The 26,035-nt window shown below is 54.7% G+C and carries 34 protein-coding genes; 20 read left to right on the forward strand and 14 right to left on the reverse strand.

Going from position 1 to position 26,035, the window contains the following annotated elements; all coding sequences use genetic code 11:
- Window position 1: 1 nt before the first annotated feature.
- Entirely contained in the window at window positions 2-943 is a 942-nt protein-coding gene (locus AABE20_RS00200) for a helix-turn-helix domain-containing protein (RefSeq protein WP_338331274.1), read from the reverse strand.
- Window positions 944-1,172: 229 nt separating this feature from the next.
- On the opposite strand from AABE20_RS00200, the gene AABE20_RS00205 reads away from it, so the two are divergent.
- The 4 genes from AABE20_RS00205 (at window position 1,173) to AABE20_RS00220 (ending at window position 5,578) form a co-directional block, all read left to right on the forward strand.
- Window positions 1,173-2,138 (forward strand): thiamine pyrophosphate-dependent dehydrogenase E1 component subunit alpha, encoded by a 966-nt coding sequence (locus AABE20_RS00205; RefSeq protein WP_338331275.1) that lies wholly within the window; start codon window positions 1,173-1,175, stop codon window positions 2,136-2,138.
- A gap of 25 nt (window positions 2,139-2,163) precedes the next feature.
- Window positions 2,164-3,195: an alpha-ketoacid dehydrogenase subunit beta gene (locus AABE20_RS00210; protein WP_338331276.1), complete on the forward strand. Its 1,032-nt coding sequence runs from the start codon at window positions 2,164-2,166 to the stop codon at window positions 3,193-3,195.
- 3 nt (window positions 3,196-3,198) lie between these two features.
- Window positions 3,199-4,320, forward strand: a complete 1,122-nt coding sequence (locus AABE20_RS00215; RefSeq protein ID WP_338331277.1) for an acetoin dehydrogenase dihydrolipoyllysine-residue acetyltransferase subunit — start codon at window positions 3,199-3,201, stop codon at window positions 4,318-4,320.
- A 391-nt stretch (window positions 4,321-4,711) separates the two neighbouring features.
- The gene (locus AABE20_RS00220) at window positions 4,712-5,578 is read left to right on the forward strand and encodes a transporter (protein ID WP_338331842.1); all 867 of its coding nucleotides are present in this window, start codon (window positions 4,712-4,714) and stop codon (window positions 5,576-5,578) included.
- A 30-nt stretch (window positions 5,579-5,608) separates the two neighbouring features.
- Here AABE20_RS00220 and AABE20_RS00225 read toward each other — a convergent pair whose 3' ends face one another.
- Window positions 5,609-6,940, reverse strand: coding sequence for an Nramp family divalent metal transporter (locus AABE20_RS00225; RefSeq protein WP_338331278.1), 1,332 nt, complete (start codon window positions 6,938-6,940; stop codon window positions 5,609-5,611).
- Between the two features lie 279 nt (window positions 6,941-7,219).
- On the opposite strand from AABE20_RS00225, the gene AABE20_RS00230 reads away from it, so the two are divergent.
- A complete protein-coding gene (locus tag AABE20_RS00230) occupies window positions 7,220-7,717 on the forward strand; it encodes a peptide deformylase (RefSeq protein ID WP_338331279.1) in 498 nt (165 codons plus the stop codon).
- A 282-nt stretch (window positions 7,718-7,999) separates the two neighbouring features.
- Here the strand turns inward: AABE20_RS00230 and AABE20_RS00235 are convergent, their stop codons facing one another.
- The 6 genes from AABE20_RS00235 to AABE20_RS00260 form a co-directional block, all read right to left on the reverse strand.
- On the reverse strand, window positions 8,000-8,263 hold the full coding sequence (locus AABE20_RS00235; RefSeq protein ID WP_338331280.1) for a helix-turn-helix transcriptional regulator: 264 nt from the start codon (window positions 8,261-8,263) through the stop codon (window positions 8,000-8,002).
- Entirely contained in the window at window positions 8,236-8,529 is a 294-nt protein-coding gene (locus AABE20_RS00240; protein ID WP_338331281.1) for a helix-turn-helix domain-containing protein, read from the reverse strand. The genes AABE20_RS00235 and AABE20_RS00240 overlap by 28 nt, the downstream gene beginning before the upstream one ends.
- The gene (locus tag AABE20_RS00245) at window positions 8,529-8,762 is read right to left on the reverse strand and encodes a hypothetical protein (protein ID WP_338331282.1); all 234 of its coding nucleotides are present in this window, start codon (window positions 8,760-8,762) and stop codon (window positions 8,529-8,531) included. The genes AABE20_RS00240 and AABE20_RS00245 overlap by 1 nt, the downstream gene beginning before the upstream one ends.
- A complete protein-coding gene (locus tag AABE20_RS00250) occupies window positions 8,759-9,016 on the reverse strand; it encodes a hypothetical protein (RefSeq protein ID WP_338331283.1) in 258 nt (85 codons plus the stop codon). Before AABE20_RS00250 ends, AABE20_RS00245 begins: the two co-directional genes overlap by 4 nt.
- Complete coding sequence (locus AABE20_RS00255) at window positions 9,013-9,342, reverse strand: hypothetical protein (protein ID WP_338331284.1); 330 nt, start codon at window positions 9,340-9,342, stop codon at window positions 9,013-9,015. Before AABE20_RS00255 ends, AABE20_RS00250 begins: the two co-directional genes overlap by 4 nt.
- Window positions 9,343-9,430: 88 nt before the next feature.
- Window positions 9,431-9,784 (reverse strand): helix-turn-helix domain-containing protein, encoded by a 354-nt coding sequence (locus AABE20_RS00260; RefSeq protein WP_338331285.1) that lies wholly within the window; start codon window positions 9,782-9,784, stop codon window positions 9,431-9,433.
- Here AABE20_RS00260 and AABE20_RS00265 point away from each other — a divergent pair.
- Entirely contained in the window at window positions 9,734-10,075 is a 342-nt protein-coding gene (locus AABE20_RS00265; RefSeq protein WP_338331286.1) for a helix-turn-helix domain-containing protein, read from the forward strand. The genes AABE20_RS00260 and AABE20_RS00265 overlap by 51 nt on opposite strands.
- A gap of 83 nt (window positions 10,076-10,158) precedes the next feature.
- Here the strand turns inward: AABE20_RS00265 and AABE20_RS00270 are convergent, their stop codons facing one another.
- From AABE20_RS00270 to AABE20_RS00280, 3 genes are all read right to left on the reverse strand, one after another.
- Window positions 10,159-10,980, reverse strand: a complete 822-nt coding sequence (locus AABE20_RS00270; RefSeq protein ID WP_338331287.1) for a hypothetical protein — start codon at window positions 10,978-10,980, stop codon at window positions 10,159-10,161.
- Between the two features lie 146 nt (window positions 10,981-11,126).
- Window positions 11,127-11,450: a hypothetical protein gene (locus AABE20_RS00275; protein WP_338331288.1), complete on the reverse strand. Its 324-nt coding sequence runs from the start codon at window positions 11,448-11,450 to the stop codon at window positions 11,127-11,129.
- Window positions 11,451-11,499: 49 nt separating this feature from the next.
- Entirely contained in the window at window positions 11,500-11,976 is a 477-nt protein-coding gene (locus tag AABE20_RS00280) for a hypothetical protein (RefSeq protein ID WP_338331289.1), read from the reverse strand.
- Between the two features lie 101 nt (window positions 11,977-12,077).
- Between AABE20_RS00280 and AABE20_RS00285 the strand changes: the two genes are divergently transcribed.
- The 3 genes from AABE20_RS00285 to AABE20_RS00295 all read left to right on the forward strand — a co-directional run bounded on the left by AABE20_RS00285 (window position 12,078) and on the right by AABE20_RS00295 (window position 14,569).
- Window positions 12,078-12,575 (forward strand): phage regulatory CII family protein, encoded by a 498-nt coding sequence (locus tag AABE20_RS00285; RefSeq protein WP_338331290.1) that lies wholly within the window; start codon window positions 12,078-12,080, stop codon window positions 12,573-12,575.
- Window positions 12,576-12,681: 106 nt separating this feature from the next.
- Window positions 12,682-13,857 (forward strand): hypothetical protein, encoded by a 1,176-nt coding sequence (locus AABE20_RS00290; RefSeq protein ID WP_338331291.1) that lies wholly within the window; start codon window positions 12,682-12,684, stop codon window positions 13,855-13,857.
- Between the two features lie 214 nt (window positions 13,858-14,071).
- On the forward strand, window positions 14,072-14,569 hold the full coding sequence (locus AABE20_RS00295) for a hypothetical protein (RefSeq protein ID WP_338331292.1): 498 nt from the start codon (window positions 14,072-14,074) through the stop codon (window positions 14,567-14,569).
- Here AABE20_RS00295 and AABE20_RS00300 read toward each other — a convergent pair.
- The 3 genes from AABE20_RS00300 to AABE20_RS00310 form a co-directional block, all read right to left on the reverse strand.
- Complete coding sequence (locus AABE20_RS00300) at window positions 14,478-15,116, reverse strand: hypothetical protein (RefSeq protein WP_338331293.1); 639 nt, start codon at window positions 15,114-15,116, stop codon at window positions 14,478-14,480. The genes AABE20_RS00295 and AABE20_RS00300 overlap by 92 nt on opposite strands.
- Window positions 15,117-15,195: 79 nt before the next feature.
- Window positions 15,196-15,885, reverse strand: coding sequence for a BRO-N domain-containing protein (locus AABE20_RS00305; RefSeq protein ID WP_338331294.1), 690 nt, complete (start codon window positions 15,883-15,885; stop codon window positions 15,196-15,198).
- Window positions 15,882-16,265 (reverse strand): hypothetical protein, encoded by a 384-nt coding sequence (locus tag AABE20_RS00310; RefSeq protein ID WP_338331295.1) that lies wholly within the window; start codon window positions 16,263-16,265, stop codon window positions 15,882-15,884. Before AABE20_RS00310 ends, AABE20_RS00305 begins: the two co-directional genes overlap by 4 nt.
- On the opposite strand from AABE20_RS00310, the gene AABE20_RS00315 reads away from it, so the two are divergent.
- The 11 genes from AABE20_RS00315 (at window position 16,264) to AABE20_RS00365 (ending at window position 26,007) form a co-directional block, all read left to right on the forward strand.
- Window positions 16,264-16,623 (forward strand): hypothetical protein, encoded by a 360-nt coding sequence (locus AABE20_RS00315; RefSeq protein ID WP_338331296.1) that lies wholly within the window; start codon window positions 16,264-16,266, stop codon window positions 16,621-16,623. The two genes, AABE20_RS00310 and AABE20_RS00315, sit on opposite strands and share 2 nt — an antisense overlap.
- A gap of 444 nt (window positions 16,624-17,067) precedes the next feature.
- A complete protein-coding gene (locus AABE20_RS00320) occupies window positions 17,068-17,298 on the forward strand; it encodes a hypothetical protein (RefSeq protein ID WP_338331297.1) in 231 nt (76 codons plus the stop codon).
- 128 nt (window positions 17,299-17,426) lie between these two features.
- On the forward strand, window positions 17,427-17,834 hold the full coding sequence (locus AABE20_RS00325) for a hypothetical protein (protein WP_338331298.1): 408 nt from the start codon (window positions 17,427-17,429) through the stop codon (window positions 17,832-17,834).
- Window positions 17,835-17,982: 148 nt separating this feature from the next.
- Entirely contained in the window at window positions 17,983-18,858 is an 876-nt protein-coding gene (locus AABE20_RS00330; RefSeq protein WP_253543807.1) for a tyrosine-type recombinase/integrase, read from the forward strand.
- A gap of 5 nt (window positions 18,859-18,863) precedes the next feature.
- On the forward strand, window positions 18,864-19,487 hold the full coding sequence (locus AABE20_RS00335; protein ID WP_338331299.1) for a DUF3164 family protein: 624 nt from the start codon (window positions 18,864-18,866) through the stop codon (window positions 19,485-19,487).
- Between the two features lie 362 nt (window positions 19,488-19,849).
- The gene (locus tag AABE20_RS00340) at window positions 19,850-20,518 is read left to right on the forward strand and encodes a hypothetical protein (protein WP_338331300.1); all 669 of its coding nucleotides are present in this window, start codon (window positions 19,850-19,852) and stop codon (window positions 20,516-20,518) included.
- 151 nt (window positions 20,519-20,669) lie between these two features.
- Entirely contained in the window at window positions 20,670-21,242 is a 573-nt protein-coding gene (locus AABE20_RS00345; protein WP_338331301.1) for a hypothetical protein, read from the forward strand.
- On the forward strand, window positions 21,211-23,223 hold the full coding sequence (locus tag AABE20_RS00350; protein WP_338331302.1) for a phage terminase large subunit family protein: 2,013 nt from the start codon (window positions 21,211-21,213) through the stop codon (window positions 23,221-23,223). The genes AABE20_RS00345 and AABE20_RS00350 overlap by 32 nt, the downstream gene beginning before the upstream one ends.
- A complete protein-coding gene (gpW, locus tag AABE20_RS00355; protein ID WP_165926170.1) occupies window positions 23,223-23,495 on the forward strand; it encodes a gpW family head-tail joining protein in 273 nt (90 codons plus the stop codon). The genes AABE20_RS00350 and gpW overlap by 1 nt, the downstream gene beginning before the upstream one ends.
- Window positions 23,492-25,147, forward strand: a complete 1,656-nt coding sequence (locus AABE20_RS00360; RefSeq protein WP_338331303.1) for a phage portal protein — start codon at window positions 23,492-23,494, stop codon at window positions 25,145-25,147. The genes gpW and AABE20_RS00360 overlap by 4 nt, the downstream gene beginning before the upstream one ends.
- On the forward strand, window positions 25,144-26,007 hold the full coding sequence (locus AABE20_RS00365; RefSeq protein ID WP_338331304.1) for a S49 family peptidase: 864 nt from the start codon (window positions 25,144-25,146) through the stop codon (window positions 26,005-26,007). Before AABE20_RS00360 ends, AABE20_RS00365 begins: the two co-directional genes overlap by 4 nt.
- Window positions 26,008-26,035: the final 28 nt, after the last annotated feature.

The following is a 26,035-nucleotide window of genomic DNA, read 5'->3' on the forward strand; positions in this document are numbered from 1 at the left end:
ATTACCCGGCTGATGAAGGCGGCAACGCAGCAAGAGCTTTCAACTTTCGGTAAAGGGTAGAACGGCTCACACCCAACAGGCGTGCAGCAGGCGCAATTTTCCCCTGCACCATGGCTAATGCACCCTCAATAACCGTACGTTCCGCTTCCTGAAAATCCGGCACGCCTGCGGTTCTGGCTCCCAGATCAAAACAGACACTGGCGTGTTCGGGGTTTTCTATCCCGAGCATCGACCGGGCTGCATAGGTTGCCCCCACAACAATACGCTTGTCATCCAGCGCGATCATGGGCAGCGATATGCCATTGCCTTCACCGAGCAATAAAACCGTTCTGTTCCTGAATGCCTCCAAAAAACTTCGTCTTTCCAGCCTTCGGGCAGCATCGACCAGAACGGCTTCCATCATCAACGCTACACGCCCAGATGGATCCGAACGGATGGAACTGGCATCCAGCGCACCGGCAACGCAACCATCGGGACCATAAAAAGGCACAGCCGAGCAGGTCAGGTAACGCAGTCCCGTACACCAATGCTCATCACGATGGACAGTCACGGGTTGGCCTTCCACAAGGCAGGTGCCAATTCCGTTGGTTCCTGCCACGGCCTCCGCCCAGTTGGCTCCCGGCCACAGGTGCCAACGCCGACATCCTTTTTCAAACAAAGGGGCGCCACGACGAGCAACCACAATGCCTGCCGGGTCGGCTAACAGCACATTGTAATCCAAGGTGGAAACAATCCCGTGCAAGCGGTCCAGTTCCGGGTCGGCTATTTTCATTGTCACGCCCATGCGCTCACGCGCCTGCCGGAGTTCCGCCGAACACAAAATATCCGTGCTCAGCGGGGTGTCCGTGGCAATACCGTGCAACTCGGCACACCGACGCCATGAGTTCCTGATCAGCGGGGACAGGCCAGACCACACGCCTGAGGGCATAGTGAGTGAGTTCATGTGCGCTCATCCATCCACAAAAAGACTCTTCTGGCGTGTATTACGTTTCGGATCTGCGACACTTCGCCTCCAGCATTCTCAAATACGCGTGAGACGAATTTTGAGCGGCCTTTACCCACCAGCATACCTCCTCATAACTGAGTGCATACCCGCTTCGCACTGTTATTTTTTTCATGCGGAATGGGGCGGAATCATTCCGTTTTTTTCCAACCCATGCCCGGGGGCAGATATGCAGATCGCACACGATATTCTTCTGCGTTCCTACCGTTCCATGCGGACAATCCGCGATTTTGAGGAACGACTTCACGTCGAGTTCGCTACCGGCGAAATTCCGGGGTTTGTTCACCTTTATTGTGGTGAAGAGGCATCGGGGGTGGGTGTTTGCGCACACCTGACCGATACAGACACAATTGCCAGCACCCACCGGGGCCACGGTCACTGCATTGCCAAAGGCGTTGGCGTAGATGGCATGATGGCCGAAATTTACGGACGCAAGACTGGCATTTGCCACGGCAAGGGCGGGTCCATGCATATTGCGGATCTGTCTTTGGGAATGCTGGGCGCCAATGGCATTGTTGGCGGTGGGCCGCCACTTATCTGCGGTGCGGCCCTTTCGCACAAAGTGCTCAAGGATGGCGGCGTTGCCGTAGCATTTTATGGAGATGGCGCCTCCAATGAAGGCACAACGCTGGAAAGCCTGAATCTGGCCATGGTCTGGCAGTTACCGGCTGTTTTTGTCTGCGAAGACAACGGCTATGGCGAGGCGACTGGCGCGTCCTATGCGTGTGCAGGCACACAAAAGGCCCGCGCGGCAGGCTTTGGCATGCCTTACTTTGAATGTGACGGCACGGATTTTTTTGCTGTGCATGAAGCTGCTGGACAAGCCATAGCCCATGCGCGCGCAGGCAATGGTCCGGTTATGCTGCATGTTCATCTGGCCCGCTGGTATGGCCACTTTGAAGGGGACGCCATGACCTACCGGGTTAATGGTGAAGTCGCCAAAGAGCGCGCCGAACGGGATTGCCTGAAAAACTTTCGGCAGCGCGTGACCGAAGTCAGCCTGCTCGACCCGTCCGCTCTGGATGACATTGACGCCAGTGTAAAAGACGAAATAGAGGCCGCCGTAAAAGCCGCCAAAAGCGCCCCATTACCCGAACCAGCAGACCTCGCAGCAGACGTTTACGTCTCTTACTGAGCCGAGCGCGAAACGGAGTATTATCATGTCCAAAAAAAGCTTCCGTCAGGCCATTAACGAAGCCCTGCGGCAGGAAATGCAGCGTGACCCACGCATTATTCTTATGGGGGAAGATATTGCAGGCGGGCAGGGTGGTTCTGCTGGCGTAGTGGATGCGTGGGGCGGTGTACTGGGTGTGACCAAAGGACTATACACCGAGTTCGGTCCCGACCGTGTGTTTGATACCCCCATTTCCGAGGCATCCTATATTGGGGCAGCCGTTGGTGCCGCCGCCACGGGGCTGCGCCCGGTTGCCGAACTGATGTTTGTGGACTTTGTGGGCTGCTGCCTTGACCAGATCATGAATCAGGCGGCCAAATTCCGCTATATGTTTGGCGGCAAAGCCCGCACGCCGCTGGTGATCCGCGCCATGTATGGCGCGGGCTTTAATGCGGCTGCACAGCACAGTCAGGCACTTTACCCGCTTTTTACCCATATTCCCGGTCTTAAAGTTGTTATCCCTTCCTCCCCCTACGAAGCAAAGGGCCTGCTCATTGAGGCCATAAGGGACGATGACCCCGTGATCTTCTTGGAAAACAAGGTCATGTATGATGATGAGGAAGAGGTGCCAGATGAGCCTTATACCATTCCATTTGGTGAAGCCAATCTGACGCGTGAAGGCGATGATGTGACCATTGTTGCCTTCGGCCGCATGGTCAACTTTGCCAACGAGGCAGCAGACCGGCTGGAAAAAGACGGCATAAGCTGCACGGTTATAGACCCACGCACCACATCCCCTCTGGATAGTGCAACCATACTGGAATGTGTGGAAGAGACCGGACGACTGGTCATTGTAGATGAATCAAGCCCACGCTGCAACATGGCAACAGACGTGGCCGCACTGGTTGTGGAGGAAGCCTTTGAATCGCTCAAAGCGCCCATCCGCCGGGTTGTGCCCCCGCACACGCCAGTCCCCTTCGCAACCGTGCTTGAAAAACTGTACCTGCCAGACGCCGCCCGCATTGAATCTGCGGTTCGGTCGGTCATGGCCTATAAAAAAACAAAGCAGGATGCCTGAACAATGACAGACCTTATTACCCCCATCACTATGCCCAAATTTGGTCTGGCCATGACCGAAGGTAAAATTGCCAGCTGGAACATTCCCCCCGGTGGGCATGTAGACGCAGGGCAGGAAATTGCAGACATAGAAACCACCAAAATCACCAATGGTTACGAAAGCCCGGCTTCGGGCACATTACGCCGCCAGATTGCAGCAGAAGGCGAGACACTCCCCGTAGGGGCGCTACTGGGTGTTCTGGCAGACCCTGCGGTGAGTGACGCCGATATTGATGCATTTATTGCAAAATTTCAGGCTGATTTTTCATCCGACAGTGCCGCCCCCACACAGGCCGATCATGCGGAGCCTGTTCTGCTAAGCGTTGGAGACTTGACCCTCCGTGTGCAAAAAGCGGGGCAGGGCGATGGCACGCCCCTTTTGTTCATACATGGTTTTGGTGGAGACCTGAGCAACTGGATGCTGAACCAGAACAGCCTTTCCACCGACCGGCGTACAATTGCCTTCGATCTGCCGGGCCATGGTGGGTCATCCAAAAACGTAGGGGATGGAAAGCCCGCAACCTTTGCCGCAACGACCGCCGCTTTGCTGGATAAGCTGGATATCACCCAAGCCCACGTGGTTGGTCATTCACTTGGTGGCGCTATTGCACTGGAGCTTGCCAAAGCTTTTCCACAAAAAGTTGCCTCTCTTTCCCTCATTGCCCCAGCCGGGCTGGGACAGGGCATCAATATGGATTTTATTGACGGCTTTATCTCCGCAGATCGGCGTAAAACGCTTGAGCCGGTTCTGAACTATCTTGTGCACGACAAAACTCTGATTTCGCGCAAAATGATTGAAGATATCATTCGTTTCAAACGGCTGGACGGAGCACTGCAAAGCTTGCAGACAATTGCACAGGCCTGCTTTCCCCATGGCCAGCAGGCGGATGACCTGCGCCCTGCCTTGACCGGTTTTTCCGGCCCATCTCAGATCATCTGGGGGGCTGACGACGAAGTTCTGTCCCCTAACGATGCAAAGGGTCTGCCAGACAGCATAACCGTGACCATTCTCCCTCAGTCTGGCCATATGCCACAATTGGAAAATGCTGCGGCGGTTAATGCCGCCATTACGCAGTTTGTAAAATAACCAATCTCTAACATTTTACTAAACCTACCCTTGCAGCATTTCATTATGTTGCAAGGGTTTTTTATAACTATTTCAATCCAGCCTAAAAAATATTCGTGGATATTCCCTGCTAAAATTTCCGCACTGTTCTGCCTGTCTCAAAAATGGAACAGTTTTTTAAGGAGACAGACACACTCCCGTGAACTCATGCGTATTATGTTTATAGTCTATTCATTTATTTTCGTATTTAAGCTGCCAATATGTAAACACCTCCGTTCCAAGCAGGCACAGCACCGTGGCCTGCTTTTTACAAATGGTCGTTTATCACACCAACATGCTGCCATCTGTTTTTCAACGGCAGCCTCCATAATGGAGACTTTTCATGCGGTTTGGCGCAAATCCGGAACGGCTTATGCTGGCCCTCAGCCTTTGTGGAACGGCTTTTCTGTTACCTGTTCCACACCAGTCTTATGCTGCGGACATAACCTTGGGTATTATTGGCCCGCATGAATATGACCTGCCGGTGGATTACAAACCATTCAATGTGCTGGTCCAGTACGGTAATGGCAACGCATCGGGGAACACCTATAACGGCACGGGGGAGCGTGTGCCTGCCCACGGTGGAAGCCATACATGGTCGGGGCTGACCAAATACGTACATTTTCGTACGTTTGACGCACTCCCACACGTTGGCTTTGCTTTTGAAGTCATACAATCTGAAAACTATACTCTGGCAGGCGGTACAAATTATGGCGGTCTGGGTGGCACAATAGTCGGCCCGGCCGCATGGTTTAAGCCCAATACAAAGAGCACTCTGGGTTTTCAGACATTCCTGCAAACCCCATCAGGCACGCGCGATAGTCTGGCCTCCGGTTACTGGGCCAACATATCCAGCATTATTTTTGACTATGAGTGGAAGCACTTCAGCTTTGATGGTGATGTCGGCACGGTTGTCGGCTCGACAAAACACAAAACCAACCAGCATAGCTATTCGCCCGGCGTTGTCTTTTACAGCAATTTACGTTTTAGCTGGAAAGCAAGCAAACTGGTCGAGCCATTTTTTGCATTTGACTGGCAAAATGTTGGTGGAACATATGACCAGAGCGCACATTACGATCTGAGCAATTCCAGCAGCCGAGAGATCGCCCCCGGTCTGGGAATTATGTTCAACATCAGCCGCACCATCAGTTTTACAACGCGCTACGCACACTCTATCGAAGGCCGGAATACACCAGAAACCAACGCTTATTATGTTAAGTTCCTGTACCTGTGGCCGTAAGAAGGTGGTGTGTCATGGCTTGGTGCCACCTTAAAGAATTATGGTGTCATACAGCAGTTTGAAGTTCAGAATAAGAATCAGACCCGCGACAAACCATGCCAAAACCGCCAAAGGTCGGGAAATAACAAAGCCCCCCATAAGCCTGCGGTCAGAAACAAACAGAACCAGCGGTATAACCGCAAAAGGCAGTTGCATGGACAGCACAACCTGACTGGCCATCAAAAGCTGACCAACACTTGTATTACCATACAGCATAGTCCCTATCACAACAGGCACAATCGCCAGTCCGCGGGTTACAAGCCGCCGCGCCCAATGCGGCAATCTGAGGTGCAGAAAACCCTCCATAACAATCTGCCCGGCCAATGTGCCTGTAATGGTTGAGTTGGTGCCTGCCGCAAGCAGAGCAAGACCAAACAGGGTCGATGCAACCCCCAGCCCCAGAAGGGGGGAAAGCAGATGGTAGGCATCCTGAATTTCTGCAACATCCTGATGCCCGGTTGTATGGAACGCCGCGGCTGCCACAATAAGAATGGCTGCGTTAATAAACAGTGCAAGCATAAGAGCTATGGAACTGTCCCATGTGGCCCAGCGTATGGCATCCTTGCGGCCACGTTCGGTTCTCTCATACGCCCGGCTCTGCACGATGGATGAATGCAGGTACAGATTGTGGGGCATAACTGTCGCCCCAATAATGCCAATGGCAATATAGAGCATCTGACTATTGGTCAGGATTGAAAGCGAAGGCTTTAACCCGGAAAAAACAGCAGCCAACGGGGGAGCCGCCGCAATAAGCTGCACAGCAAAACACAGGGCAATAATACTCAGCAGCCCTATGATAAACGCTTCCAGATACCGAAAACCACGGTTCATAAGAAACAAAACAAGAAGCGCATCAAGGCTGGAAATCAGCGCACCCGCAAGCAATGGAATGTGAAAAAGCAACTGCAATGCAACGGCGGTACCAATGACCTCCGCAAGATCACAGGCAATAATGGCCAGTTCGCAGGCCACCCAGAGCAGAATATTCAACACGGGATGAAAACGCTGCCTGCATGCCTGTGCCAGATCCAGGCCGGTCGCAATACCCAAACGGGCAGACAATGCCTGCAACAGAATTGCCATAAAATTGGACAACACAATAACAGACAGCAGTGCATAGCCAAAACGCGCGCCCCCCTGCAAATCCGTTGCCCAGTTGCCGGGGTCCATATACCCAACAGACACCATATACCCAGGACCAACGTAACTGAGAAAACGCCGCATCCAATGGGTATTATCCTGCGGCACCCGAATGCTGGCAAATGCTTCAGGCAGGGAACGCCGGCTATCGGCATGGTCGGGTTGAAAAGCAGGTTGTTGCATTATCTTTTGCACTCTGGCCGCCATGCCTGCGTGGTCTGGCGAGAACTCTGCTCAAACTCACACGGCCTGACGCCACAAATAAGTACTTTATTGGTCCTCATTCACTGACTGTGGCAACAGATGCGCCTTTGGGCAAGCCCCCAACGCGTTCTTGAATATGGCTCAAGACCCGATACAATCCACAGCACTTTCTCCGCCACATAAGTCATGGACTGCTACACGGCAGCCAAGATATCTGGAGCGAGTTGGAACAAACCGCAGAGCAGCCAAAGATACTTCATGACCGTGCAGCCCATTGTCTTTTTCCCCGACCAGCGCTTACGGCAGAAAGCCGCCCCTGTGGTCCTTTTTGATAACGCTGTGCGTACCCTCACCACCGATCTGCTGGACACAGTACGCGCAGCTCAGGGCATCGGCATAACCGGCCCACATATTGGAGTAGGCCTGCGCGTGGTTGTTCTGGATCTGCCAGACGCGGATAAACCGGAAATTTACATTAACCCCGAAATTATCTGGCAATCCGACAATATGGTACAAAACGAGGAGGGGAGCATATCCATGCCCGGTGTGGTGGCGAGCGTGACGCGCTCAGGCTCGCTTAAAATCCGGTATGCCGAATTGAATGGGGAATTGAAGGAAAGAGAAGCGACTGGCCTTCGCTCAATCTGCCTTCAGCATGAGATTGATCAATTAGACGGAGTATTCTGGTTACAAAAACTATCCAGCCTGCGCCGGAACCGTCTGATGGCCCAATACAAAAAGCTTACCCGCCCTTAAACCTCGGGCAGACGACCTGCTGCGACCTGTACTGATCAGAACCTCAATCTGAAAAGAGGCTATTGCCACGTATCATTGTGGTTCTGATCAAACCGCTACACAGCCATGTAAAGCCATGGACGTAGAATTATTTATTTCAAGGGGAAGTGGAGGTCCGGGCGTCTGTCGATCATATTATTCAATATGCTGATTTATATTAGTAAAAGTTTTCCACCATTAGAAAATACCCCCTAAAATACCCCCATAATTTTTCGGTACCGGGGGTATCTCAGGTCCGCCCCCTCATCGAATCGATGAGGCTGATACGGCTGTAGCTCGAGGCATCTCAAGGCTTGATATCCAACTTTTAACATCCTGTTCCCTCCAGCGTACGCAATTTTCGCTGAACTTTACCGGCTTGGGGAAATTGCCACTATCCATCCGCCTGTAGAGCGTGCGAGTCGTTACCTTCAGGCAACTCGCAACCTCCTTGGCGGTAAGAAATTGTTCCAATGGCTCGGTCTGTGAGAGTTGTTCACTCATGCGTCTGAACTTTCGAAAAACCATGTAACTGGCACGGCCAGCGTTTCTGCCAGCACGGGCACCAGTGCGGCTTTGATTGCGTTGCGGCCCAGCTCGTATTTTTGAACTTGCTGGTAGGAGCAGCCCACGGCCTCGGCCACGCGGTCCATGCTCATGCTGAGTTGGGTGCGCCGGTGGCGGATACGTTTGCCCAAGGCTTTGTCCCACCGGATGCGCTGTGGCTCCTGCCGGGGGGTAGCGGGTTGCTTGGTGCCAAGCAGTTCCTCCAGGTCAATCTGGTTAGCTGGCATTATGCGGCCCTCACTTCGCCCAGAATGAACTGGCGGATGCGCGCGACCGGGGCGCGGTGCAGGGCGTGGGACTGGTGGAGGCGGGTTGTGGCCTCGGCTTCCTCCGCCTGCATGGCTGCGGCCATATGCTTGATGTGTTGCAGCATGGCGCTGGCAACATGGTCGCTGGGGGCGTGGGTGTAGACCAGCTGCTCCAGCTTGGCCCGGTGAGTGTTAAAGTGCTGGCTGTTCATCGCAGGTTCTCTTGCAGAAGGTCGATGCGGCGGACGTATTCGTGCGCCTCGTTCCGGGTATGGTTGGCCAGGCGCTGCCATGTGCCCGCGCCATCTGGGTTGTTGCTGGCCATGCAGGCCTCCCGCCAGCGCTCCTGCTCATCCGCACGGAGGAACAGGGTGTCGGCCATGGCCTGAAACAGCCCGATCTTGCGTTGGGTCGCGGCTTTGCGCTGGCGCGTGGCCACAAGCTGCGCGCTTAAAGGGCAGGTCATGCTGCCTCCTGATTATGCTGCTGGAAACGCAGGCGGATGGTCGGCGGGAAGTAGCCGGTGCCTACGTTCAGGTTTTTGCGGAGCAGGGAGAGGTCGGACAGAACCTGCTCAATGCTGGCGCATTCCATGGTGGCCAGATCAAGCGGGCGGGTGTGCAGATGGCACTCCCGCAGCAGGGTTCCCGTTACGTCGAAAATTCGCTTGCGGACCGCCCGGTCCTGCCCACCGCGTGAGTGTTCGGCTACGCGGATGCAGATGCGTCTGATGCGCTCGTTGTCATCATAGGACACGCACGGGGTTTGTGCTGGGTCTGCCGGTTTCGGCATGGGGTTTCTCCATCACGGGTTGTGATGGAGGATTATTCGCACTATGCGAAATATTCTGTCAAATATTTTTTCGCGCTATGCGAAATAATTAGGCATCAGGTTTTTTGGAAACAATAGCTTTACCCAAATCAAGCCAAGCTTTGGCGTGCTCAGGGGACATATCTTCGATTAAATTGCTGGCTTCTTTCATGGCTTCAAATTTGGGGCCACCGGGCGGTGCGAATAAGAGTGCAGCGGGATCTACGCCGTAGGCATCAGCCAATTTTTTGAGATCGTCTAAATCCACCTTGCGGCCACCCGTCTCCCAGCCCGAAATAGTATTGGGCTTTGATCCGATCATGTTCGCAGTTTGTTCTAGTGTCAACCCGCGATGCTTACGCCATGCGCGAAGATGAATATGCAAGGTGAATTGAGTGCCAGCCATAGCTCTATTTTCGCGCATTGCGTAAAACTTAATCAGACCTCATTTGCGAAATTACGCTTGATTAAATTTTCGCACAGTGCGAAAAAATCTGACATGGATATACGCTCATATCTCAAAGCCGAAAAAATTACTCTTTCTTCCATGGCGAAGGAGTTGGGGTGCTCCGTCACAACCTTGCATGGATACGCAAGTGGTCGGCGCAGTGTCCCTCTTCGTATTGTCCTGAAGGTTGAGGAGTTGTCGGGCGGACAGGTTAAGCCTGCCGACTGGTTGCTTGAGGTTGGGAACAATAATGGATTGGCAGCATGATGGTCTTTCATGCGACCAATCATGCTGCGGGTAGCTCTGCCTGTCAGCCGAACTCGGTTCGGCCAAACAGTGTGTCGTCCGGTTTAGGCGAATGGAACAGAGGCCTGCGGAGCCTTTTTTTGCAGGAAGAAGGCTGCAAGGTTGGTAATTTCGGTGCCGCTATCCGCACGATAGGTGCTTTGGATTCTGTCGACCTTAAAGCGTTGTGGGGTGTCTTTCCCTTCCATCATTCCATCAATGAAGAGCAGAGCCCGCTCCCTGTCGTTGCCTCGTGCGTGTTCTGTGTAACCGATCTGGGTTGGTCTTACTTTAACCCGCTTAAAGTTTGGTGCCCGGAACTGGTATTCAATTTCCACTTCGTCCGTTGCGACCTTTTGCAGAATGGCAGTTTTTCGGTCGAAAGATACGGTATTGGGAGCGGTTTGGAGAGCGCCGAGCAGATCGGAAAGGTCTTTCCCCGTTGGGCCATCAGCCGCCAGCAGGATGCGATCTGCCCTAAAATTACGTTGGGCCTGCCGCAGTTCGCAAAAGGCAGTCAGGTTGAAGGGGACGATCTCTCCGTCCGGGGTGGCTGCCAGCGTGAAGCTTTGCACGTCGATTATTCGGGCAGTCAGGTCTTCTCGGGCATCAGCGTAGGTGATGACAAGCCGGGAGAAGATGTTTTTCTTCCCTCCATCTACCTGTGTCAGAGCATCGCCATAGGCTCCGGCCGTGTAGCGGCCAAGGCGCATGCCATTACCGTAATCTACTCGTATCGGGGCTTTATCACGTGCAGGGCGCCGATCGTAAGAGCCGGTTACTTTTGTCTGTTTGGTCTCTTTCCCAAAGATGGTGGTCACAGCGACATAAAGAATTATGCCAATCCAGCCTATGACCCCAAAGGCGACAAGCCCGAGGATGGCCATAACAGTCCAATAAATCATTCAAGAGTTCTCACGGTGGTTCAGTCTAGCAACCCCATCGTGAGGCGTACGGGCCGGTGTGGCAATACACCGACCCGTGTTGCGCCTATGCAGGGAGGAAGGGCATGAAGCCGGGAGATAACTGCCAATCAGCCCGTATTGTAGGGCTTGAATATGGGCTTACTTCTTTGTCCGATCATGCTGGCGGCAATGCTGCTACTAGCAGAGTTGAAGAGCTGCATGGGCAATGTGACAAAAAAGGGTTTGTTGATATTGGAGTGCCCTTTGCCCAGCGGATGGCCGAAGCTGAAATGCTCGCGCCTAATGGTTCCCCAAAAGAAGAAAATTCCAGACAATCTCGCCTCTTCTTTGCCGCTTTGACTGTTCTTCTGGATTGGACGCCCGAAGGTAAAAGCATCTTGCGTGTGTCTGGGGCTTTTGCCCGGAATTACCTCAATGGCTTTTGGGTGCATATGGCTGGCCAACCGGGCGTTTACGCACACTTTTCCTTCTTGGGGTCCATTAGAGGTGAAATGTTGTTTTCAGTAGATGAATGGCGCCCGGAAACTGATCAACAGCTTTGCCCACCAAGTCCGCTGTTAAGGCTTCGAGGCCCTTTCCAGAAAGGGCCATCAGATGATCTTTGAGGGTTTTCTTTTCTGTTTCGCTAATGGCGGCCTGGTCAATTTTGGCGGCAAGCAACTGCTTGATAGTGCTTTCATCCAATCGGATAGTGACAGTGTTCAGTTTGGCGCTAAGGTCACCGTCCTGACTGATGAAATCTGCACCCTTGGCCGTAATTCGGGATGGATAAACAAGCTCATCGCCCGACTGGTCATGTGCAACGCCGCTAGTGCAGAGGCCCAGATCGTCAAGATAGTTAAGGTTGGAAATGAGAGTTTGGGGATCAAGTTCTTCAAACTCTCCCATCCATGCACCGTCTGGCATGTTCTCCAGCATATGCTGGAGCATCCGGCGTTGCAGTTCTTCATTCAACATTTTTGGTTCTCCATGACTGACTTTGCGGGCGTCATGGTGAGGCGTACGAGCCGGTGTGGCAATACACCGGCTCGTGTTGCGCCTATGCAGGGAGAAAGGGCATGAAACAGCCATTTTCCGCTGCGTGTGTTCCCGCCATAAAAACCGCCATCAAGCAGGCCATTGCCCATGTGGGCGGCATAGATGCCGCAGCCTGTATTGGCAGGGTAGGGCGAACGCAGTTTTCCGATTACTCCAACCGCGCGCGGGATGCGGTTATTCCGCTGGATGTGGCGCTGGATCTGGACCACTGCGCGGAACACCCGTTTTTGTTGCATGCTATGGCGCAGGCGTTGGGTTATGCGGCCATTCCGTTGCATGTCGGCCCCGGTGACTTTGGGCAGGACATGAGCGAATACGCCATTGCCTCTGGCGACATAATGGCCACGGCCATGCGCATTCTGGACGATGGCGTTGTGGACCGGCAGGAGGCGCAGGAAATTGCCCCCAAAATGATGCACGCCAAGCAACTGCTGGAGCGCGCACTGGCCTTTGTTCACAAGGTGCAGGAGCAAAGCCGCCCCAGCGTTGTTGCCGGCAAGGACTCCGCCAATGGTTAGGGCAGCAGGCAGCAGGCAGCAGGCAGCAGGCAGCAGGCAGCAGGCAGCAGGCAGCAGGCGCGGGTGACATGGCCCGGATACTGATGCAACACTTTATGGGGGTAGCATGATGCGGCCTGTTCTTGCTGAGTTTGACCCCTCAACCGTAACCCCGTTCAAAATGCTGCGCTCCATGCCAGCAGAACTACGCGGGGTTGTAACCAACCTGCACGATGCGCTTAAGGAACTGCGTTCAACCGTGTTCCGCGCTGGCCAACTGGTGCTGGCAGACGGGCAGGTGGCAACACAGGCATGGCTGGAAGGCGATGTACTGGCCCGTACGCTGCCCACTATTCTCCAGTCCGGCTTTATGGCGCGGGATGATGTGGGTGCGCTCTTCAGCCCCCACCTCTATGCCAAGCTGCTCCGCAAGGAAGAGCGCGAAGCCCGCAAGGCGCTGGCCGATGCACAGTGGGAGCAGTGGCAGGAAAGTGGGGACATGCCGGAAGGCATGAGCCGCAAAGTGGTGACCGCCCGCCAGAATGGTGGGGCAGGTGGCCGCCCGCGCAAGGGCGAGAGTGCCGAGCAGGCCCGGGCACGCCGTGCGCGCGAAGTGGAACAGCAACAGGCCCAGCGGCATATGCCTTTGGTGGCTACTGTTGCGGGTGGAAAACCTGCTGCTGAAAACCCAAACAAAAAACCCAATGGGTTTTCGGTTATGGAAAATTCGGTTTCTTCGGTTCCCATAGATCTAGAGTTAGAGAGAACATATATTCCTTCTGGTTCTACTTCTGGCGAAACCGAAAAACCCAAAACCGAACTGGACGATGCTCTGGTGCGCCGGGTAGCCGCCCGCATGGTCTCGGTCTCGGGCATGAGTGACCAGGTATCCTTTGCCATCTCGTTTGCCCGCCGCTGGATGGGCTTGGGGGCAACGGAAGAAACCATAATCTCTGCCATTCAGAAGCATCAGGCCGCCATACGCAACAATGGCGAGGAGCCGCGCCGCCTGAAGGTGTTTGAGGATGAAGTGCTGCGCGGCATTGAAGCGCAGCAGGTTATGGAGGCCATGCCCTCGGCCCCGCCAGCAGACGCCCACAAAACCGAGGATATGCGCCAGCTGGAGGACGCATGGGGCCGGGCCACGCAGGTCTGGAAAAAAGCCTTTGCCGACTGCCGGGACTTTGGCGCGGTTACCCGCCAGTGGCCCGATCTGGCGCAAGAACATGGCCTGCCGGACGTGCCATATGACCGGGCAGCCTATCAGCAGTTTTTCAGCAGCACAGAGGCGGTGGCGGCATGAGCCTGCGCACACTCCTGCGGAACCTGAAGTTGCGGGCTGAAGGCAAGCCCAACCCGATAACAGCATTTGAGGAATTGAGGGCGACACTTGCCCAGGAACAAAAACGGCGGGCAGAGGCGGAATTGGAAGCCTGCACCCTGCGCCGCCGTTTGTATGCGTATGAGAAACCCCGTGACGCCCAAGGAAGGTACACCAAACCACACGGGGCAGCAACGTGCACAAAACAGTCAACGCCACACCGGAACGCCTTGCCAAAGGCGACGTAACGGAAGTTTACGTTCAGGAACACCAGAGCCTGCCGCCCGAAAAGCGCCTGCGGTCATCCGGGGCGCTGTATGCCTTGCGCCGTGCTGGCACCATTACCGATGCCCACGTGGCCGCCGCCGAACACTGGGCGCGGGATTATGAAACAGGCGTGCTTGGCGCCAGAGACCCGGAGGCTGGCCGCAAAGGCGGCGTGCCGGACCCGCACACCATAATGCTATCCCGCGCAGCCGCCGTAACCCGGTGCGAGTACGTCCGCAAAGCACTGGGGCAGGTTGGGGAGACCTTCCTGCGCCAGATGATGGTGGACGGGATGAGCGTTCAGGCTATTGCTAGAGCCAAAGGCACCCACAAACTCAGGGTGTCGGGGGCGATTGATCTACTGCTGGAGCAGTTGGTTGAGGCTTATCAAGTGATGCCGGGGAAGATGTGGGGGGGTATCGGATAAAATTAGGAGAATATTCCTTTAATAATATTCGCATTTCAGTCAAATAATTATACGTTTTACTAATGGAATTCTCTAATTCATCAAAATGATCGCTATTATAATACTGATTACCTATTGCGTCTACTCTATGCTTAGCTAAGACTCTTAAAATTTCTCTAGAATCAACAAATAAATTTTTGTATTTCTCTGGAAAAAAAATATCAAAATATAAATAATTTTGCTCAAATTTTATCTTTTGGGTTATTATGTCATCCTTATCTTGCGGGCAATTAACTAAATACTTAAAAAAATCAATATATGACCTAACTACATTATATCTTTTATCGAGCAAATCTAGATCAAGTTTGTCTTGAGCAATTCTTTTTTGTTCACTTGATATTTTGCGTGCCTTCGCTGCAATATAAATAGTTATAATCATGCTTATTAAAGCAAATGAAGCTGTGCCAAGTGGCGCATATGATAATGCGACTTCTCCTTTTGTTTTGACTTGGAAAACGGTGATTTCATTTAAAAAAGGCAAATCTGAGCTAAAAAGCTGCCAAGTCATAAATGGATATCTCCAACGAGTAAAAGGAGCGTGGAAGCACACTTTGATTTTATAGACAACCTCCCAAAAAGATGGGGGCCTAAGCCCCCTTGTGTGTTGCGTATGTAACCACGACCGCGCTGGAGCCGTCTGGTGCTGGTGTGACCTCCTTATCCACCATGTGGAAGCGGCGTAATCGGGCCTGTTCGGGTGTTTCGTCCTTTCGGGGGCGGCCGCCTAGTGCGCCGTTATGGCGGTTGGTTATGGCCTTGGTGGATGGAACGGGCAGTAGGTGGGGCGGCAGGTCCAGCGCTGCCTCCATAAGCATACGGATGGCCGGTTTGCGCGGCATGGGGCAGGGTAGGGCGCAAGTTGCCCATTCCTGACGGGCTGCGGCCTCGCCCACTGCATCCCACAGGCACAAAATGCGGGCAAAGCGGTTGAACCACTCTGTTTTGTCCGTAGGCATGGCGTAGCTGCCCGTCCTGCGGATGCTCGGCAGCACTTCGCCCGTTACCCATTTGCGGAACCGCTTGGCCTCGGGTTTGCGGCTGGTGAAAATGAGGTTGTAGAGGCCGCTTTCGTTGATGATATTCATCTCTTGGGGGCCGCCAAGGGTGTCCACAGTATGGACATCCTTTTCATCCTCATCCAGTCGGTCGATCACATTGCGGCTGTTCGTTATATCCAGCACGTTGCACACATCAGACAGCACAAACCACGGTTGAGCGTCTTGTGTGATTACGCGCACCGCATGGTCTTCAAAGTTGAAGGGGATGATGTTGCTCATGCTGCGGCCTCCCGCGTGAGGTCTGTCAGTAACGAGACTTCGAGCCACGTCATGCTGTCTCCCATTTCCTCCTCACCCGGAGCAATCTGGTCTCGCAGCATGGTCAGTGCTGCAATGGCTTTGGCCTGCTGACCGGCCTGCGTTGTGGCGGGTATGGCTGCCATAGCAGCAACAAGCTCATCCTGTTCAATAACGAGCGCATTGAGTTTGTCTTCGTGCAGCCGTTCTTCCGGCGTCCCGAAGACATGATTTTTTGCCACACAATGTGCGTCTATACGCTTGCGGCAGTCCTGAAATTGACCGAACGCAGTCAGTAAGGCCGCATCGGCATGTAGGTATGCCTCTGCATGAGCAGTTGCGGCCAGAAATGGCACAGCCATGATTCCAGCGAGCAACGAACGGCGGTGTGTGGTAGATAAGGCATCAGCCATAGGCATGGGGTTCAGTCCCTTGCTTGAGGTTAGGGAAGCAAGCGGCTCGACCCCGCTTGCTTCTCGGCTTTTTTGGCGCTATAAAATCATTATGTCAATAGATAGCGCTATAAAACCAAAAAAGGGGCGTCCAAAGGTTGATTCTGAAGCGGTTAATGTCCGTTTCGAACGTGCTGTTTTGGATGAGGTGGACGCATGGATAGCCGCAAATGGCCCGCCATATGTGACACGCCCGGAAGCTATACGGCGGTTGGTTCAGTTGGGATTGCAGGCGAGGCTACAGGGTATTGAAAATAAAAGAGAGTAAGAGTTTTAATGTAAGGAGAATACACGCAAAAATTACTCGATTATTTAGTCTTGACGAAAAAAAATTTAATGAGATTAATTCAAAAGCAAATGTATTTAAAAGGTTCAGATAATGCAGCAAGAACAATGTCCTTTTTGCAAGACTATCATACCTCCAGGTGCGACAGTTTGTTCAGGATGTCAGGCCGAAAGGCATGTGGGTCCTGGTGAAGACGATTTAAAGATGTTCGGAATGGTCGGCGGGGGTGCTGGAGGCGCACTTGCTTGGGCTCTTTCATTTGGATTGATTTATGGGGTCGTCGCTTTAGCTATAGGCGCCGGGATCGGTGGGATTATCTGCTCGTCGGTTAATGGCGAAAAAGTTACATGGAAGCGCATGCAGAGAACAAGTAATTAGCCCTGCTACAGAATATGAAAAATAAACATTCATTTTAGGAGATTTGCAATGGCTGGAATGCTGCAAATACTGACTTATTTACTATCATTCTATTTGCTCATTAAAGGGGTCGAAATCCTTCAAATAGCTTTAGCTTCTTCTCGTGAAAAGCGTCGTCCCTTGATTGTTCTGGGTATCATCACGTTAATAGCATGCATTGTTGCGGGAATCGGCTTTTCGGCAATGCAGGACAAACAAGCGGAGTCTTTGCAGCATCAGGTTTCGCCTTTTAATCAGTAGAAAACAGAATGGCTGATTAAAATATTGACGCTTACCCCAAACGCGCACTAACTTATCAAAATCTTCGAAGCCGTGTGCCCATTAGGGTCCACGGCTTTTTTATTTCCAAAACAAAAAATGGCGGTTGCATGGGCAAAGGGCAGAGTTTCTGCCGTGGCCAAATTGCACTGTATGGGAAAAAGCCTGTTCTGATACTGGCGCTGGATGGCGCGGTTTGCCTGGTGGCAAAGCTGTACCTTCCACGCACAGCCCGGCATCGCTCCGATATTGATCTGAGCGAGACGCCCCTTCTTTTACGCAACACTATTGTGCGCGCGGCGGATTTGCTCCGCTGCCGTGTTACGGACCTGCGGCCCATGGCTGACGGGTTACTTTGCGTTGGGGAAGGCATTTTGCAGCGTGTGGAATGTGCCGCACGGCGTGAGATGGAATGCCAAGTCAGTGAGCAGCTCCCTGCAGGTGTGGTTCGGTCCACTTGGCGCGCTCCCCGATGGGGGAGTTGTGGTCGGAAAATCGGCGGCGTGCCGTCCGAATAATCCGCAATGATAACCCGGAGTTATCTTGCACCCGCTCGTGCGGCACCCGCAAGATAACCCGCAGACACCCCCATAAACCCGCAAGATAAGTGCAGTTATCACGCGGATTTTGAGGGGTCGAAATAGACCACTAATGTAGGAAAATCATATGGTTAGCGGAGATCGCGCAAGATCGCCCGCGCCGGGGGCTGCAAAAGCGGCCTCAGTTTCTGCTGATAATCTCGTGCTGAGAACGTGGCTTCACAACCGTGGGGAGAACACCCGGCGGGCTTATGAGCGTGATGCCCGCGAGCTGCTGGCGCATGCGGGTAAGCCACTGGCTGAGATTGTTCTGGCGGACCTGCAAGCATGGTACGACAGCATGGGCGATGCGTCCGATGCCACACGGCGGCGCAAGCTGTCCGCTGCAAAATCCCTATTGGCTTACGCGGCGGGGACGGGCGTTCTCACGCATAATGCCGGGGCAGCGTTCCGGCTGGAGCGCGGGCGCGACACGTTGAATGAGCGCATTCTCACACGCGAGCAGGTTCTGGCCATGATCGAGGCCGAGATGGAACCGCGCAAGCGGGCGCTACTGGATGTGCTCTATCGCATGGGGCTCCGCATCTCAGAGGCCTGCGCGCTGCGTTGGCGGGATGTTACGCGCCGCCAGCAGGGTGGCGTGGCTTCTGTGTTCGGTAAGGGCAACAAGACGCGGGCCGTTCAGGTCCCTGCAAAGCTTTACAAGCAGCTCGTGGCGCTACGGGTTGATAGCGGGTCGGATGCGCCCGTTGTCCCCGGCCACGATGGCCGCCCGCTTTCGCATGATGCGGCCCACCGCATCGTCAAGCGGGCGGCGCGGCGTGCCGGATTATCTGGGGCTGTTTCGGCCCACTGGCTCCGGCACGCCCATGCATCGCACGCGCTCGATAACAATGCCCCGGTGCATGTGGTGCAGGCCACGCTGGGGCACGCATCGCTCGCCACGACGACAAGATACAGCCACGTCCGAGAAGGGGATGGCTCCGCAAACTATTTGGATTGATCACCATGACGACTGCTTCCGATACCGTGCCCGAAGGCTACATGAAGGACACCAAGGGGCGACTGGTGCCGCTTGAGGCCGTCAAACCCGAACACCTTCTGGAAGATGAGCTTGTGCGCCGCCTGCATGAAGCGGCGGCGCAGCTTGCGGAGCAACTTGCCGCCTTCAAGCGCGCCGGGTTTGCTGATGTGGCTGCCCTGCAATCCCTCCTGCATGAAAAGTATGGGGTCAGCATGGGCGGCCAGAAGGGCAACATCACGCTCAGCACCTATGACGGTCGCCTGCGTGTGACTGTTGCCATGGGCGAGAGCATTACGTTCGGCCCGGAAATCCATGTGGCCAAGACGCTGCTGGACCAGCTCTTTGAACGCTGGACCGAGGGGGCAAATGCCAGTCTCCGGGTCGTCGTCATGGATGCATTTGACGTGGGCAAGGAAGGGAGGATGCAGACCAGCAAAATCCTTGGTCTGCGCAGGCTCGATGTGCCGGATCCTGAGTGGAAAGAGGCCATGGAAGCGATTGCCAATAGTATCCGCTCCGACTGCACCAAGTCCTACCTCAGGCTGCATACGCGGGAAACGCCGGACCAGGCATGGAACATGGTGCCGCTAGATTTGGCCAAGGCATGAAGCGCTGGCTCACGGACGTGCTTTCAGGCCGTCGGGACAACTTCAGGCTTAGGCGAGAGTTGGGGCGCAAAGAGCTGCTTCTGCGGGACTGTCACGTGGAAATTCGTCGTTTGCATGAACTGATGTTCAAGGCCGGTCGGTCTGTTGAGAGGAAGAAATGAAGCAGCAAGGCAACAGTCATTCCAACAGACGCCCGAAGCGCAATCACCCGTTCCATGGAAGCAAGCAGACATCAGACCATGCAGTATGGATCCGGGCGGCCCAGTACTATGCCTACATGGCCCAGAGTGACCGGCGTCCAGGCATTTGTGTTTGGGCCAAAGAGCGGGCGGCTGATTGTATGGAGCGGGCGAACAGGGTCTGTGGCTGACTTTCGCATCAAGGTCGATGTGAAGGCTGCCCAACGGCAGCTTTCAGACATGGCCAAACAGATCCCATTTGCCGCCTCTGTTGCGTTGAATGACCTGGCCTTTCAGGTCATGCGCAAAGAGAACTCGGCCATGTCTGATATCTTCAAGGACCCGAGGCCTTTCACCCAGCGTGCCACACAGGTTGAGAAGAAGGCGAGCAAGTCAGATCTGACCGCAGTCGTCTCCATCAGGCCCGCACAGGATAAATACCTGTCTCCATATGAAACGGGTGGTGATCATTGGGTCGGTGCGAAGGGTGGGGACGGGGATCTGCTCGTGCCTGTTGATGGCAAGACCGATGCCTATGGTCAGATACCAAGAGGTCTGATCAAGCGTCTGGTAGCGCGGCCTGATGTTTTTGTTGGGACTGTGCGAGGTATTCGCGGGATATGGCAGCGACCGCCAACAGGTAATCAGCGTAGTGGCCAGCGCGGCACCAAGGGGAAGCTTGGGACTGTAGGTGGAAAAAGGGCAGGGCTGAAGCTGCTCTATGCGTTTAAGTCCAACAGACCCGTCAGAAAGCGTTTGGGCTTTGATCAGGTCGCACTCGAGCTGGTGCGGGAGCAGGGGACCAAGGCGCTTGAGGCTGCCGTTGAAAAGGCGGTCCGCTCAGCGCGGTGACCGGCATGTTGGCCCCTCCCGTCACTGGGGGTACCCCCCCCCTTCTTGGGTCCCTCCTGGGGGGTGCCCCGATCACGGGTATTGCGCGAGTGCGTTTGATCCCTAGCTAACGATTTTTTTTCGGGTTGCAGTTGCAGGTGGCAGTTTAGGCATGAGTGCTGACACAATTAGCCAGAGTGAGGCCGCAAGGCGCGCGGGTGTAAGCCGGTCGGCAATTCAAAAACATCTTGCATCTGGAAGAATCATTTCAGAAGGCAACCGCGTAAATCTTACTTCTTTTAATGAATGGCTCGATCTTAAAAAGGAGACATACTCAGGGGTGCAACCACCCCTGCCACCTGAGGTGCAACCCCCGCCAGAGGTTGCACCTCAGGTGGTCAGTCCGGATCGTTCCAGTTCACCTGACCTTGAGCCACCGGCAGGCAGCCTGTTGGACATGAAATCAGCATTGCTGCTTGAGCAGAATGCAAAGGCACGCATCAAACAGTTGGATTTTGATGAGCGCTCAGGATCTGTGGTTGAAATTGCTGTTGTTACGGCCAGGGTGGGCAAGGAATACGCTGCCGTGCGGCGCAAACTTCTGGCGTTGCCGGCAGAGCATGCCCCTTCAATCCATCGCTGTAAAACAGTTGCAGACGTGCAGGAGAGGTTAAGGGTTCTCATCACACGAGCCCTGGAAGAACTGACCGCAGATGGAGGCTCTACGATACCCACAGGGGTATAAGAATTTTGTCGCTGCTCTGGTGGCGCAACGGCAGGCCAACCTTAAACCCCCGCCCAAACTCTCCCTGAGCGAATGGGCCGCTGAATATGCTGTGCTTTCAGCAGAGACCAGCGCACAAACAGGCAAGTTTGAGGCCTTCGCGTATCAGGTTGGCATCATGGATGCCTTCACAGATCCTACTGTGGAGAAGATCTCGGTCATGAAGTCGGCCCGCGTGGGCTACACCAAGATCCTTGACCACGCCATTGGCTACTATTTGCATCAGGACCCATCACCCATTTTGATGGTGCAGCCGCGTGAGAGCGATGCGGAGAGTTACAGCAAGTCCGAAATCGCGCCCATGTTGCGTGATACTCCCGAGCTTGCAGCACTAACAGGAGACCCAAAGGCCAAGAGCAGCGAGAATACACTGCTCAAAAAGACCCTTCTCAATGGGTCCTCCCTTACACTTGTGGGAGCAAACAGCCCGGGCGGCTTTCGTCGTATCACCGTGCGAATTGTGCTGTTTGATGAGGTGGATGGTTACCCGGTGGGTGGCGCTGGTTCAGAGGGTGACCAGATCGCCCTTGGGTCCAAACGAGCAGAGACCTACTGGAACCGGCTGATAGCCTTGGGGTCCACTCCTACTGTCGCTGGCATAAGCCGCATTGAGCGCTCGTTTGATCAAGGCGATGGCCGCTACTATCACGTGCCATGCCCGCATTGTCATGAGTTCCAGGCACTGGAATGGGGCGGGCCAGACACACCTTATGGCATAAAATGGGATAAGGACGCGGATGGCCACCACCTGCCAGAGACTGCTCACTATGTGTGCAAGCACTGTGGCTGCGTCATTGATGAAGCCGAGAAGGCAGACATGGTTGCCCAGGGGAAATGGGTTGCTTCACGTCCGTTCAAAGGCCACGCCTCGTTCCATATCTGGGCCGGGTATTCTCTGTTTCCGAATGCTGCGTGGTCAAAATTGGTGGCTGAATGGCTGGAGGTTAAAGACAAACCGCTAGAGCGCCAAACTTTCATCAATACAGCCCTTGGCCTGCCATATGAGGACAGAGGCGACGGTGCACTGAATGAAATTGCACTCGTTGCCAGGGTAGAGAATTGGGCGGGTGAAGTCCCTGATGGTGTAGTGCTGATCACCGTTGGTGGGGACGTTCAAGATGACCGTGTTGAGCTGGAGTTTGTCGGTTGGGGCCGGAACGAAGAGCGGTGGTCTATCGCTCATATCGTTATCGAGGGTGATCCCGATGGGCCTGAGCTCTGGAACAGGGTTGATGAAGCATTAAAGCGCCACTGGTTCAGGGCTGATGGCAGGCCTTTCTCAGTCATGGCGGCATGCATAGATTCCGGCGGGCACCATACCCAAAAGGTCTACGAGTTCTGCCGCGCGCGTCTTGGACGAAAAATATGGGCCGTCAAAGGGGAGTCCGCACGCGGTGGCGCACGCTCACCCGTATGGCCGACCAAGCGGCCCACATCGCGCAGCAAGGCCAGCTTCCGGCCCATCATCATTGGCGTCAATGCGGCCAAGGATGTCATCCGGAGCCGCCTGCACCTTGTGTTGCCTGAACCGGGGCAACCGGCACCCGGTTACATGCATTTTCCCGCAGACCGGGACATTAACTACTTCGCCCAGTTGTTGGCCGAACGGTCAGTCAGAAAGCACAAAAACGGCCAGATATACCGTGTGTGGGAGCAAATTCCCGGCCGCGCGAACGAGGCCCTTGACCTTGCCGTGTACAGCTACGCAGCCCTGTGCGGGCTGATTTATCGAGGTTTCTCTTTGAATAAACGTGCAGACCTCATGGAGCAGGAACGGGCCAGTGGGCATGTGCCTTTTGAGCCCAGAGGAAACCCACCCGAAGAGGCCCGGAAAGCGGCACCACCACGTAGGGCTCAGGCAAGACCGGACCAGAGAAAAACTGATGCGGCGCTTGCAAAGCCCACAACTACAGGTCCCCGCCGATCACGCTGGAATTACTAATGGCAAAATCTGTCTTTCCTGTGCCCCGGGGCACCTATGCAGGCATGACGGAGGCACAGGTTACCCAAGCCCGCAATGCGGCGCAGCAGGCCCTTTTGTCTCTGCTCAATGGAACACGGCCCATGTCGGCTGGCTACAATCAGGGTGATGGTGGCCGGAACGTATCATTTGCCGGCGCTTCTGAGGCTCAACTCCGTAACAACCTGCGTGAACTGAACACCCTCTTGGGGGTAAGCACTTCACGGCGGGCGATGAGGATACGCTACCGTTGAAAAAACCCGGACTGTTACGCCGCGCATGGAACAACCTGAGTGGCACAGGCGCAGGTCAGGGTGCGAAGGCTTCATTCCCCATGACGTTGCCCGGCAACTGGATGGGGGGCACGGGCGGCATGTTCGCCTATGACGGCGCGGACATGATGAGCAATGAAAGCTCTGAATGGAACCCGTGGCTGCGCTCACCTGATGCGGAGATCAATCTCGACCGTGACCGCATGGTTGCGCGGGCGCGGGACCTGTTCCGCAATGACGGCTGGGCACGTGGCAGCATCAACCGTATTACCGACAACGTGGTAGGCGCGCAGTTCCGCCTGGTTGCCAAGCCTGATTATCGTGCTTTGAAAGGACGCTACGGTAAAGCATTTGATGCCGTGTGGTTTCGTGAATTCAGGCAGGCTGCGGAAGCCGAATGGCGTATGTGGTCAGAAAACCCACTGCTTTTTTGTGATGCGGCCCAAAAGCTGACAATCACCCAGCTCTTTCGTCTGGCTTTCATGCATCAGATGAAAGATGGAGAAGCTCTGGGGGTCATGCGCTGGCTACCGGAGCGGATAGAGCAGGGGGCCGATTACGCGACTGCCCTTCAGCTCATTCACCCGGACCGGCTCTCCAACCCGTACCAGCAGATGGATACCCACACGATGCGTGGCGGGGTGGAAATAGACGATAACGGGGCGCATATCGCCTATCACATCCGCCAGGCCCACCAATTTGATTATTTCGATGCGGTGGAAAGCATGATCTGGGACCGCATACCCCGCTTTACTCCGTGGGGGCGCTCCATTGTCGTACATTCCTATGACTTCGATGATGCAGGCCAGCATCGCGGTCTGAGTGTGTTTATTCCCATTCTGAACCGCTTTCGCATGCTTGGCCGGTATGATCAGGCCGAACTCCAGCAAGCTCTTGTCCAGACCATTTTTGCCACGTTTGTGCAAAGCCCGTACGATCCCGAAGATGTGCGATCAGGCATGGAAGATGGCGAACTGACCGAATACCAGAACCTGCGGGAAGGCTGGCATAAGGATAACCCGTTGACCATTGGTGGTGTTCGGGTGCCGGTCATGCCGCCCGGCGAAGAGGTTAAAACTGTTGCGTCCACAAGACCAAACAGCGGTTTTGATGCCTTTCAGAGTGCCTTTCTTCGTAATTTTGCAGCCGCTATCGGCACATCTGCCGAACAGTTAAGCATGGATTATTCCAAGACGAACTACAGTTCCTCCCGCTCATCCATGCTGGAAATGTGGAAGACCATGAACCGCCGGCGGGGCGACTTTGCTGTCAGTTTTGCCAACCCGGTTTACTGCTCGGTGCTGGAAGAGATGTTCGACCAGAAGCGCCTGCCACTCCCCAACAATGCACCGGATTTTCTTGAAGCCCGGACAGCCTACTCCCGTTGCCACTGGATTGGCCCAGGTCGTGGGTGGGTTGACCCGGTGTCCGAACGTCAAGGTGCCGTACTGGGGCTGGATGCTGGATTTGGCACGCTTGAACGCGAATGCGCCGAACAGGGCCTTGATTATGAAGAGGTGCTCGATCAGCGCCGCGCTGAACGACAGATGATGAAAGAGCGCGGGCTTCCATTCCCGCAGTGGGCCATGGGGGCGCCCGTGAACCAGACAACACAAACACCGGATCCACAATGAGCCGCCTTCCTCACCTTGCGCAGCGGATGTTCAATACACCCATTGCCATCCATCCGCAGAAAGCCGAGATCGTTGTAGCGGCCTTGGCGGACCGTCTGGGCATTGCACATATGTTCCATGATGGCCGGTCCATTGCCATGGGGCCGGGCATGATTGCTCTGGACGAAACAGACCGTGCCGCTGAAAAAGCCTATGACGTGGTGGCTGGTGTTGCGGTCATTCCCATTCAGGGCACGCTGGTGCAAAAACTGAATAGCCTGCGCCCTTTTTCAGGCATGACTGGCTATGATGGCATCCGCCTGAACTTCCTTGACGCCCTGAATGACAAGTCAGTCAAAGCCATTGTGCTCGATATTGACAGTCCAGGCGGGGAAGTGGCCGGTTGCTTTGATCTGGTGGACCTCATCTTTCAGGCCCGTGGGCAAAAGCCCATTCATGCCATTCTGGATGAGAATTCCTTCAGCGCTGCCTATGCGCTGGCCTCGGCAGCAGACCGTATCACCGTGCCGCGCACGGGTGGTACCGGCTCCATAGGCGTCATTCTTATGCATGTTGACCTCTCACAATCGCTTTCCAAGGCGGGGGTGGTGGTCACAATGGTGCGGTATGGCGCTTACAAAGCGGAAGGCTCCGAATATGAGAGCCTATCCGAAGGCGCACTGGCCCGTATCCAAGCCGATATTGACCAGATGGGCGCACTGTTCTGCGAAACGGTTGCCCGCAACCGGGGATTGAAAACCTCGGTCGTAAAAGGGTTTGAGGCACGCACATTCATGGGGGCTTCCGGGGTTTCCGCCGGACTGGCCGACCAAGTGTGCGCACCCGACGCAGCTTTTGCAAACCTCATCCGCTCTCTCTGACCTGCGCTTGCGCAGTCTGTTCAAGGAT

This window comes from Acetobacter zythi, assembly GCF_963921165.1.
Lineage (GTDB): Bacteria > Pseudomonadota > Alphaproteobacteria > Acetobacterales > Acetobacteraceae > Acetobacter.

Coding starts and splice junctions, on each gene's coding strand:
- AABE20_RS00210 (WP_338331276.1), top strand. CDS start 2,164: ATGTCCAAAAAAAGCTTCCGTCAGGCCATTAACGAAGCCCTGCGGCAG.
- AABE20_RS00245 (WP_338331282.1), bottom strand. CDS start 8,762: ATGAACAGCCAGCACTTTAACACTCACCGGGCCAAGCTGGAGCAGCTG.
- AABE20_RS00205 (WP_338331275.1), top strand. CDS start 1,173: ATGCAGATCGCACACGATATTCTTCTGCGTTCCTACCGTTCCATGCGG.
- AABE20_RS00285 (WP_338331290.1), top strand. CDS start 12,078: ATGAAACAGCCATTTTCCGCTGCGTGTGTTCCCGCCATAAAAACCGCC.
- AABE20_RS00240 (WP_338331281.1), bottom strand. CDS start 8,529: ATGCCAGCTAACCAGATTGACCTGGAGGAACTGCTTGGCACCAAGCAA.
- AABE20_RS00215 (WP_338331277.1), top strand. CDS start 3,199: ATGACAGACCTTATTACCCCCATCACTATGCCCAAATTTGGTCTGGCC.
- AABE20_RS00280 (WP_338331289.1), bottom strand. CDS start 11,976: ATGTTGAATGAAGAACTGCAACGCCGGATGCTCCAGCATATGCTGGAG.
- AABE20_RS00255 (WP_338331284.1), bottom strand. CDS start 9,342: ATGCCGAAACCGGCAGACCCAGCACAAACCCCGTGCGTGTCCTATGAT.
- AABE20_RS00350 (WP_338331302.1), top strand. CDS start 21,211: ATGGAGGCTCTACGATACCCACAGGGGTATAAGAATTTTGTCGCTGCT.
- AABE20_RS00315 (WP_338331296.1), top strand. CDS start 16,264: ATGATTCCAGCGAGCAACGAACGGCGGTGTGTGGTAGATAAGGCATCA.
- AABE20_RS00265 (WP_338331286.1), top strand. CDS start 9,734: ATGAATATGCAAGGTGAATTGAGTGCCAGCCATAGCTCTATTTTCGCG.
- AABE20_RS00235 (WP_338331280.1), bottom strand. CDS start 8,263: ATGGTTTTTCGAAAGTTCAGACGCATGAGTGAACAACTCTCACAGACC.
- AABE20_RS00335 (WP_338331299.1), top strand. CDS start 18,864: ATGACGACTGCTTCCGATACCGTGCCCGAAGGCTACATGAAGGACACC.
- gpW (WP_165926170.1), top strand. CDS start 23,223: ATGGCAAAATCTGTCTTTCCTGTGCCCCGGGGCACCTATGCAGGCATG.
- AABE20_RS00345 (WP_338331301.1), top strand. CDS start 20,670: ATGAGTGCTGACACAATTAGCCAGAGTGAGGCCGCAAGGCGCGCGGGT.
- AABE20_RS00310 (WP_338331295.1), bottom strand. CDS start 16,265: ATGGCTGTGCCATTTCTGGCCGCAACTGCTCATGCAGAGGCATACCTA.
- AABE20_RS00300 (WP_338331293.1), bottom strand. CDS start 15,116: ATGACTTGGCAGCTTTTTAGCTCAGATTTGCCTTTTTTAAATGAAATC.
- AABE20_RS00200 (WP_338331274.1), bottom strand. CDS start 943: ATGAACTCACTCACTATGCCCTCAGGCGTGTGGTCTGGCCTGTCCCCG.
- AABE20_RS00330 (WP_253543807.1), top strand. CDS start 17,983: ATGGTTAGCGGAGATCGCGCAAGATCGCCCGCGCCGGGGGCTGCAAAA.
- AABE20_RS00260 (WP_338331285.1), bottom strand. CDS start 9,784: ATGCGCGAAAATAGAGCTATGGCTGGCACTCAATTCACCTTGCATATT.
- AABE20_RS00225 (WP_338331278.1), bottom strand. CDS start 6,940: ATGCAACAACCTGCTTTTCAACCCGACCATGCCGATAGCCGGCGTTCC.
- AABE20_RS00275 (WP_338331288.1), bottom strand. CDS start 11,450: ATGCACCCAAAAGCCATTGAGGTAATTCCGGGCAAAAGCCCCAGACAC.
- AABE20_RS00230 (WP_338331279.1), top strand. CDS start 7,220: ATGACCGTGCAGCCCATTGTCTTTTTCCCCGACCAGCGCTTACGGCAG.
- AABE20_RS00320 (WP_338331297.1), top strand. CDS start 17,068: ATGGCTGGAATGCTGCAAATACTGACTTATTTACTATCATTCTATTTG.
- AABE20_RS00325 (WP_338331298.1), top strand. CDS start 17,427: ATGGGCAAAGGGCAGAGTTTCTGCCGTGGCCAAATTGCACTGTATGGG.
- AABE20_RS00365 (WP_338331304.1), top strand. CDS start 25,144: ATGAGCCGCCTTCCTCACCTTGCGCAGCGGATGTTCAATACACCCATT.
- AABE20_RS00270 (WP_338331287.1), bottom strand. CDS start 10,980: ATGGCCATCCTCGGGCTTGTCGCCTTTGGGGTCATAGGCTGGATTGGC.
- AABE20_RS00220 (WP_338331842.1), top strand. CDS start 4,712: ATGCTGGCCCTCAGCCTTTGTGGAACGGCTTTTCTGTTACCTGTTCCA.
- AABE20_RS00305 (WP_338331294.1), bottom strand. CDS start 15,885: ATGAGCAACATCATCCCCTTCAACTTTGAAGACCATGCGGTGCGCGTA.
- AABE20_RS00290 (WP_338331291.1), top strand. CDS start 12,682: ATGATGCGGCCTGTTCTTGCTGAGTTTGACCCCTCAACCGTAACCCCG.
- AABE20_RS00250 (WP_338331283.1), bottom strand. CDS start 9,016: ATGACCTGCCCTTTAAGCGCGCAGCTTGTGGCCACGCGCCAGCGCAAA.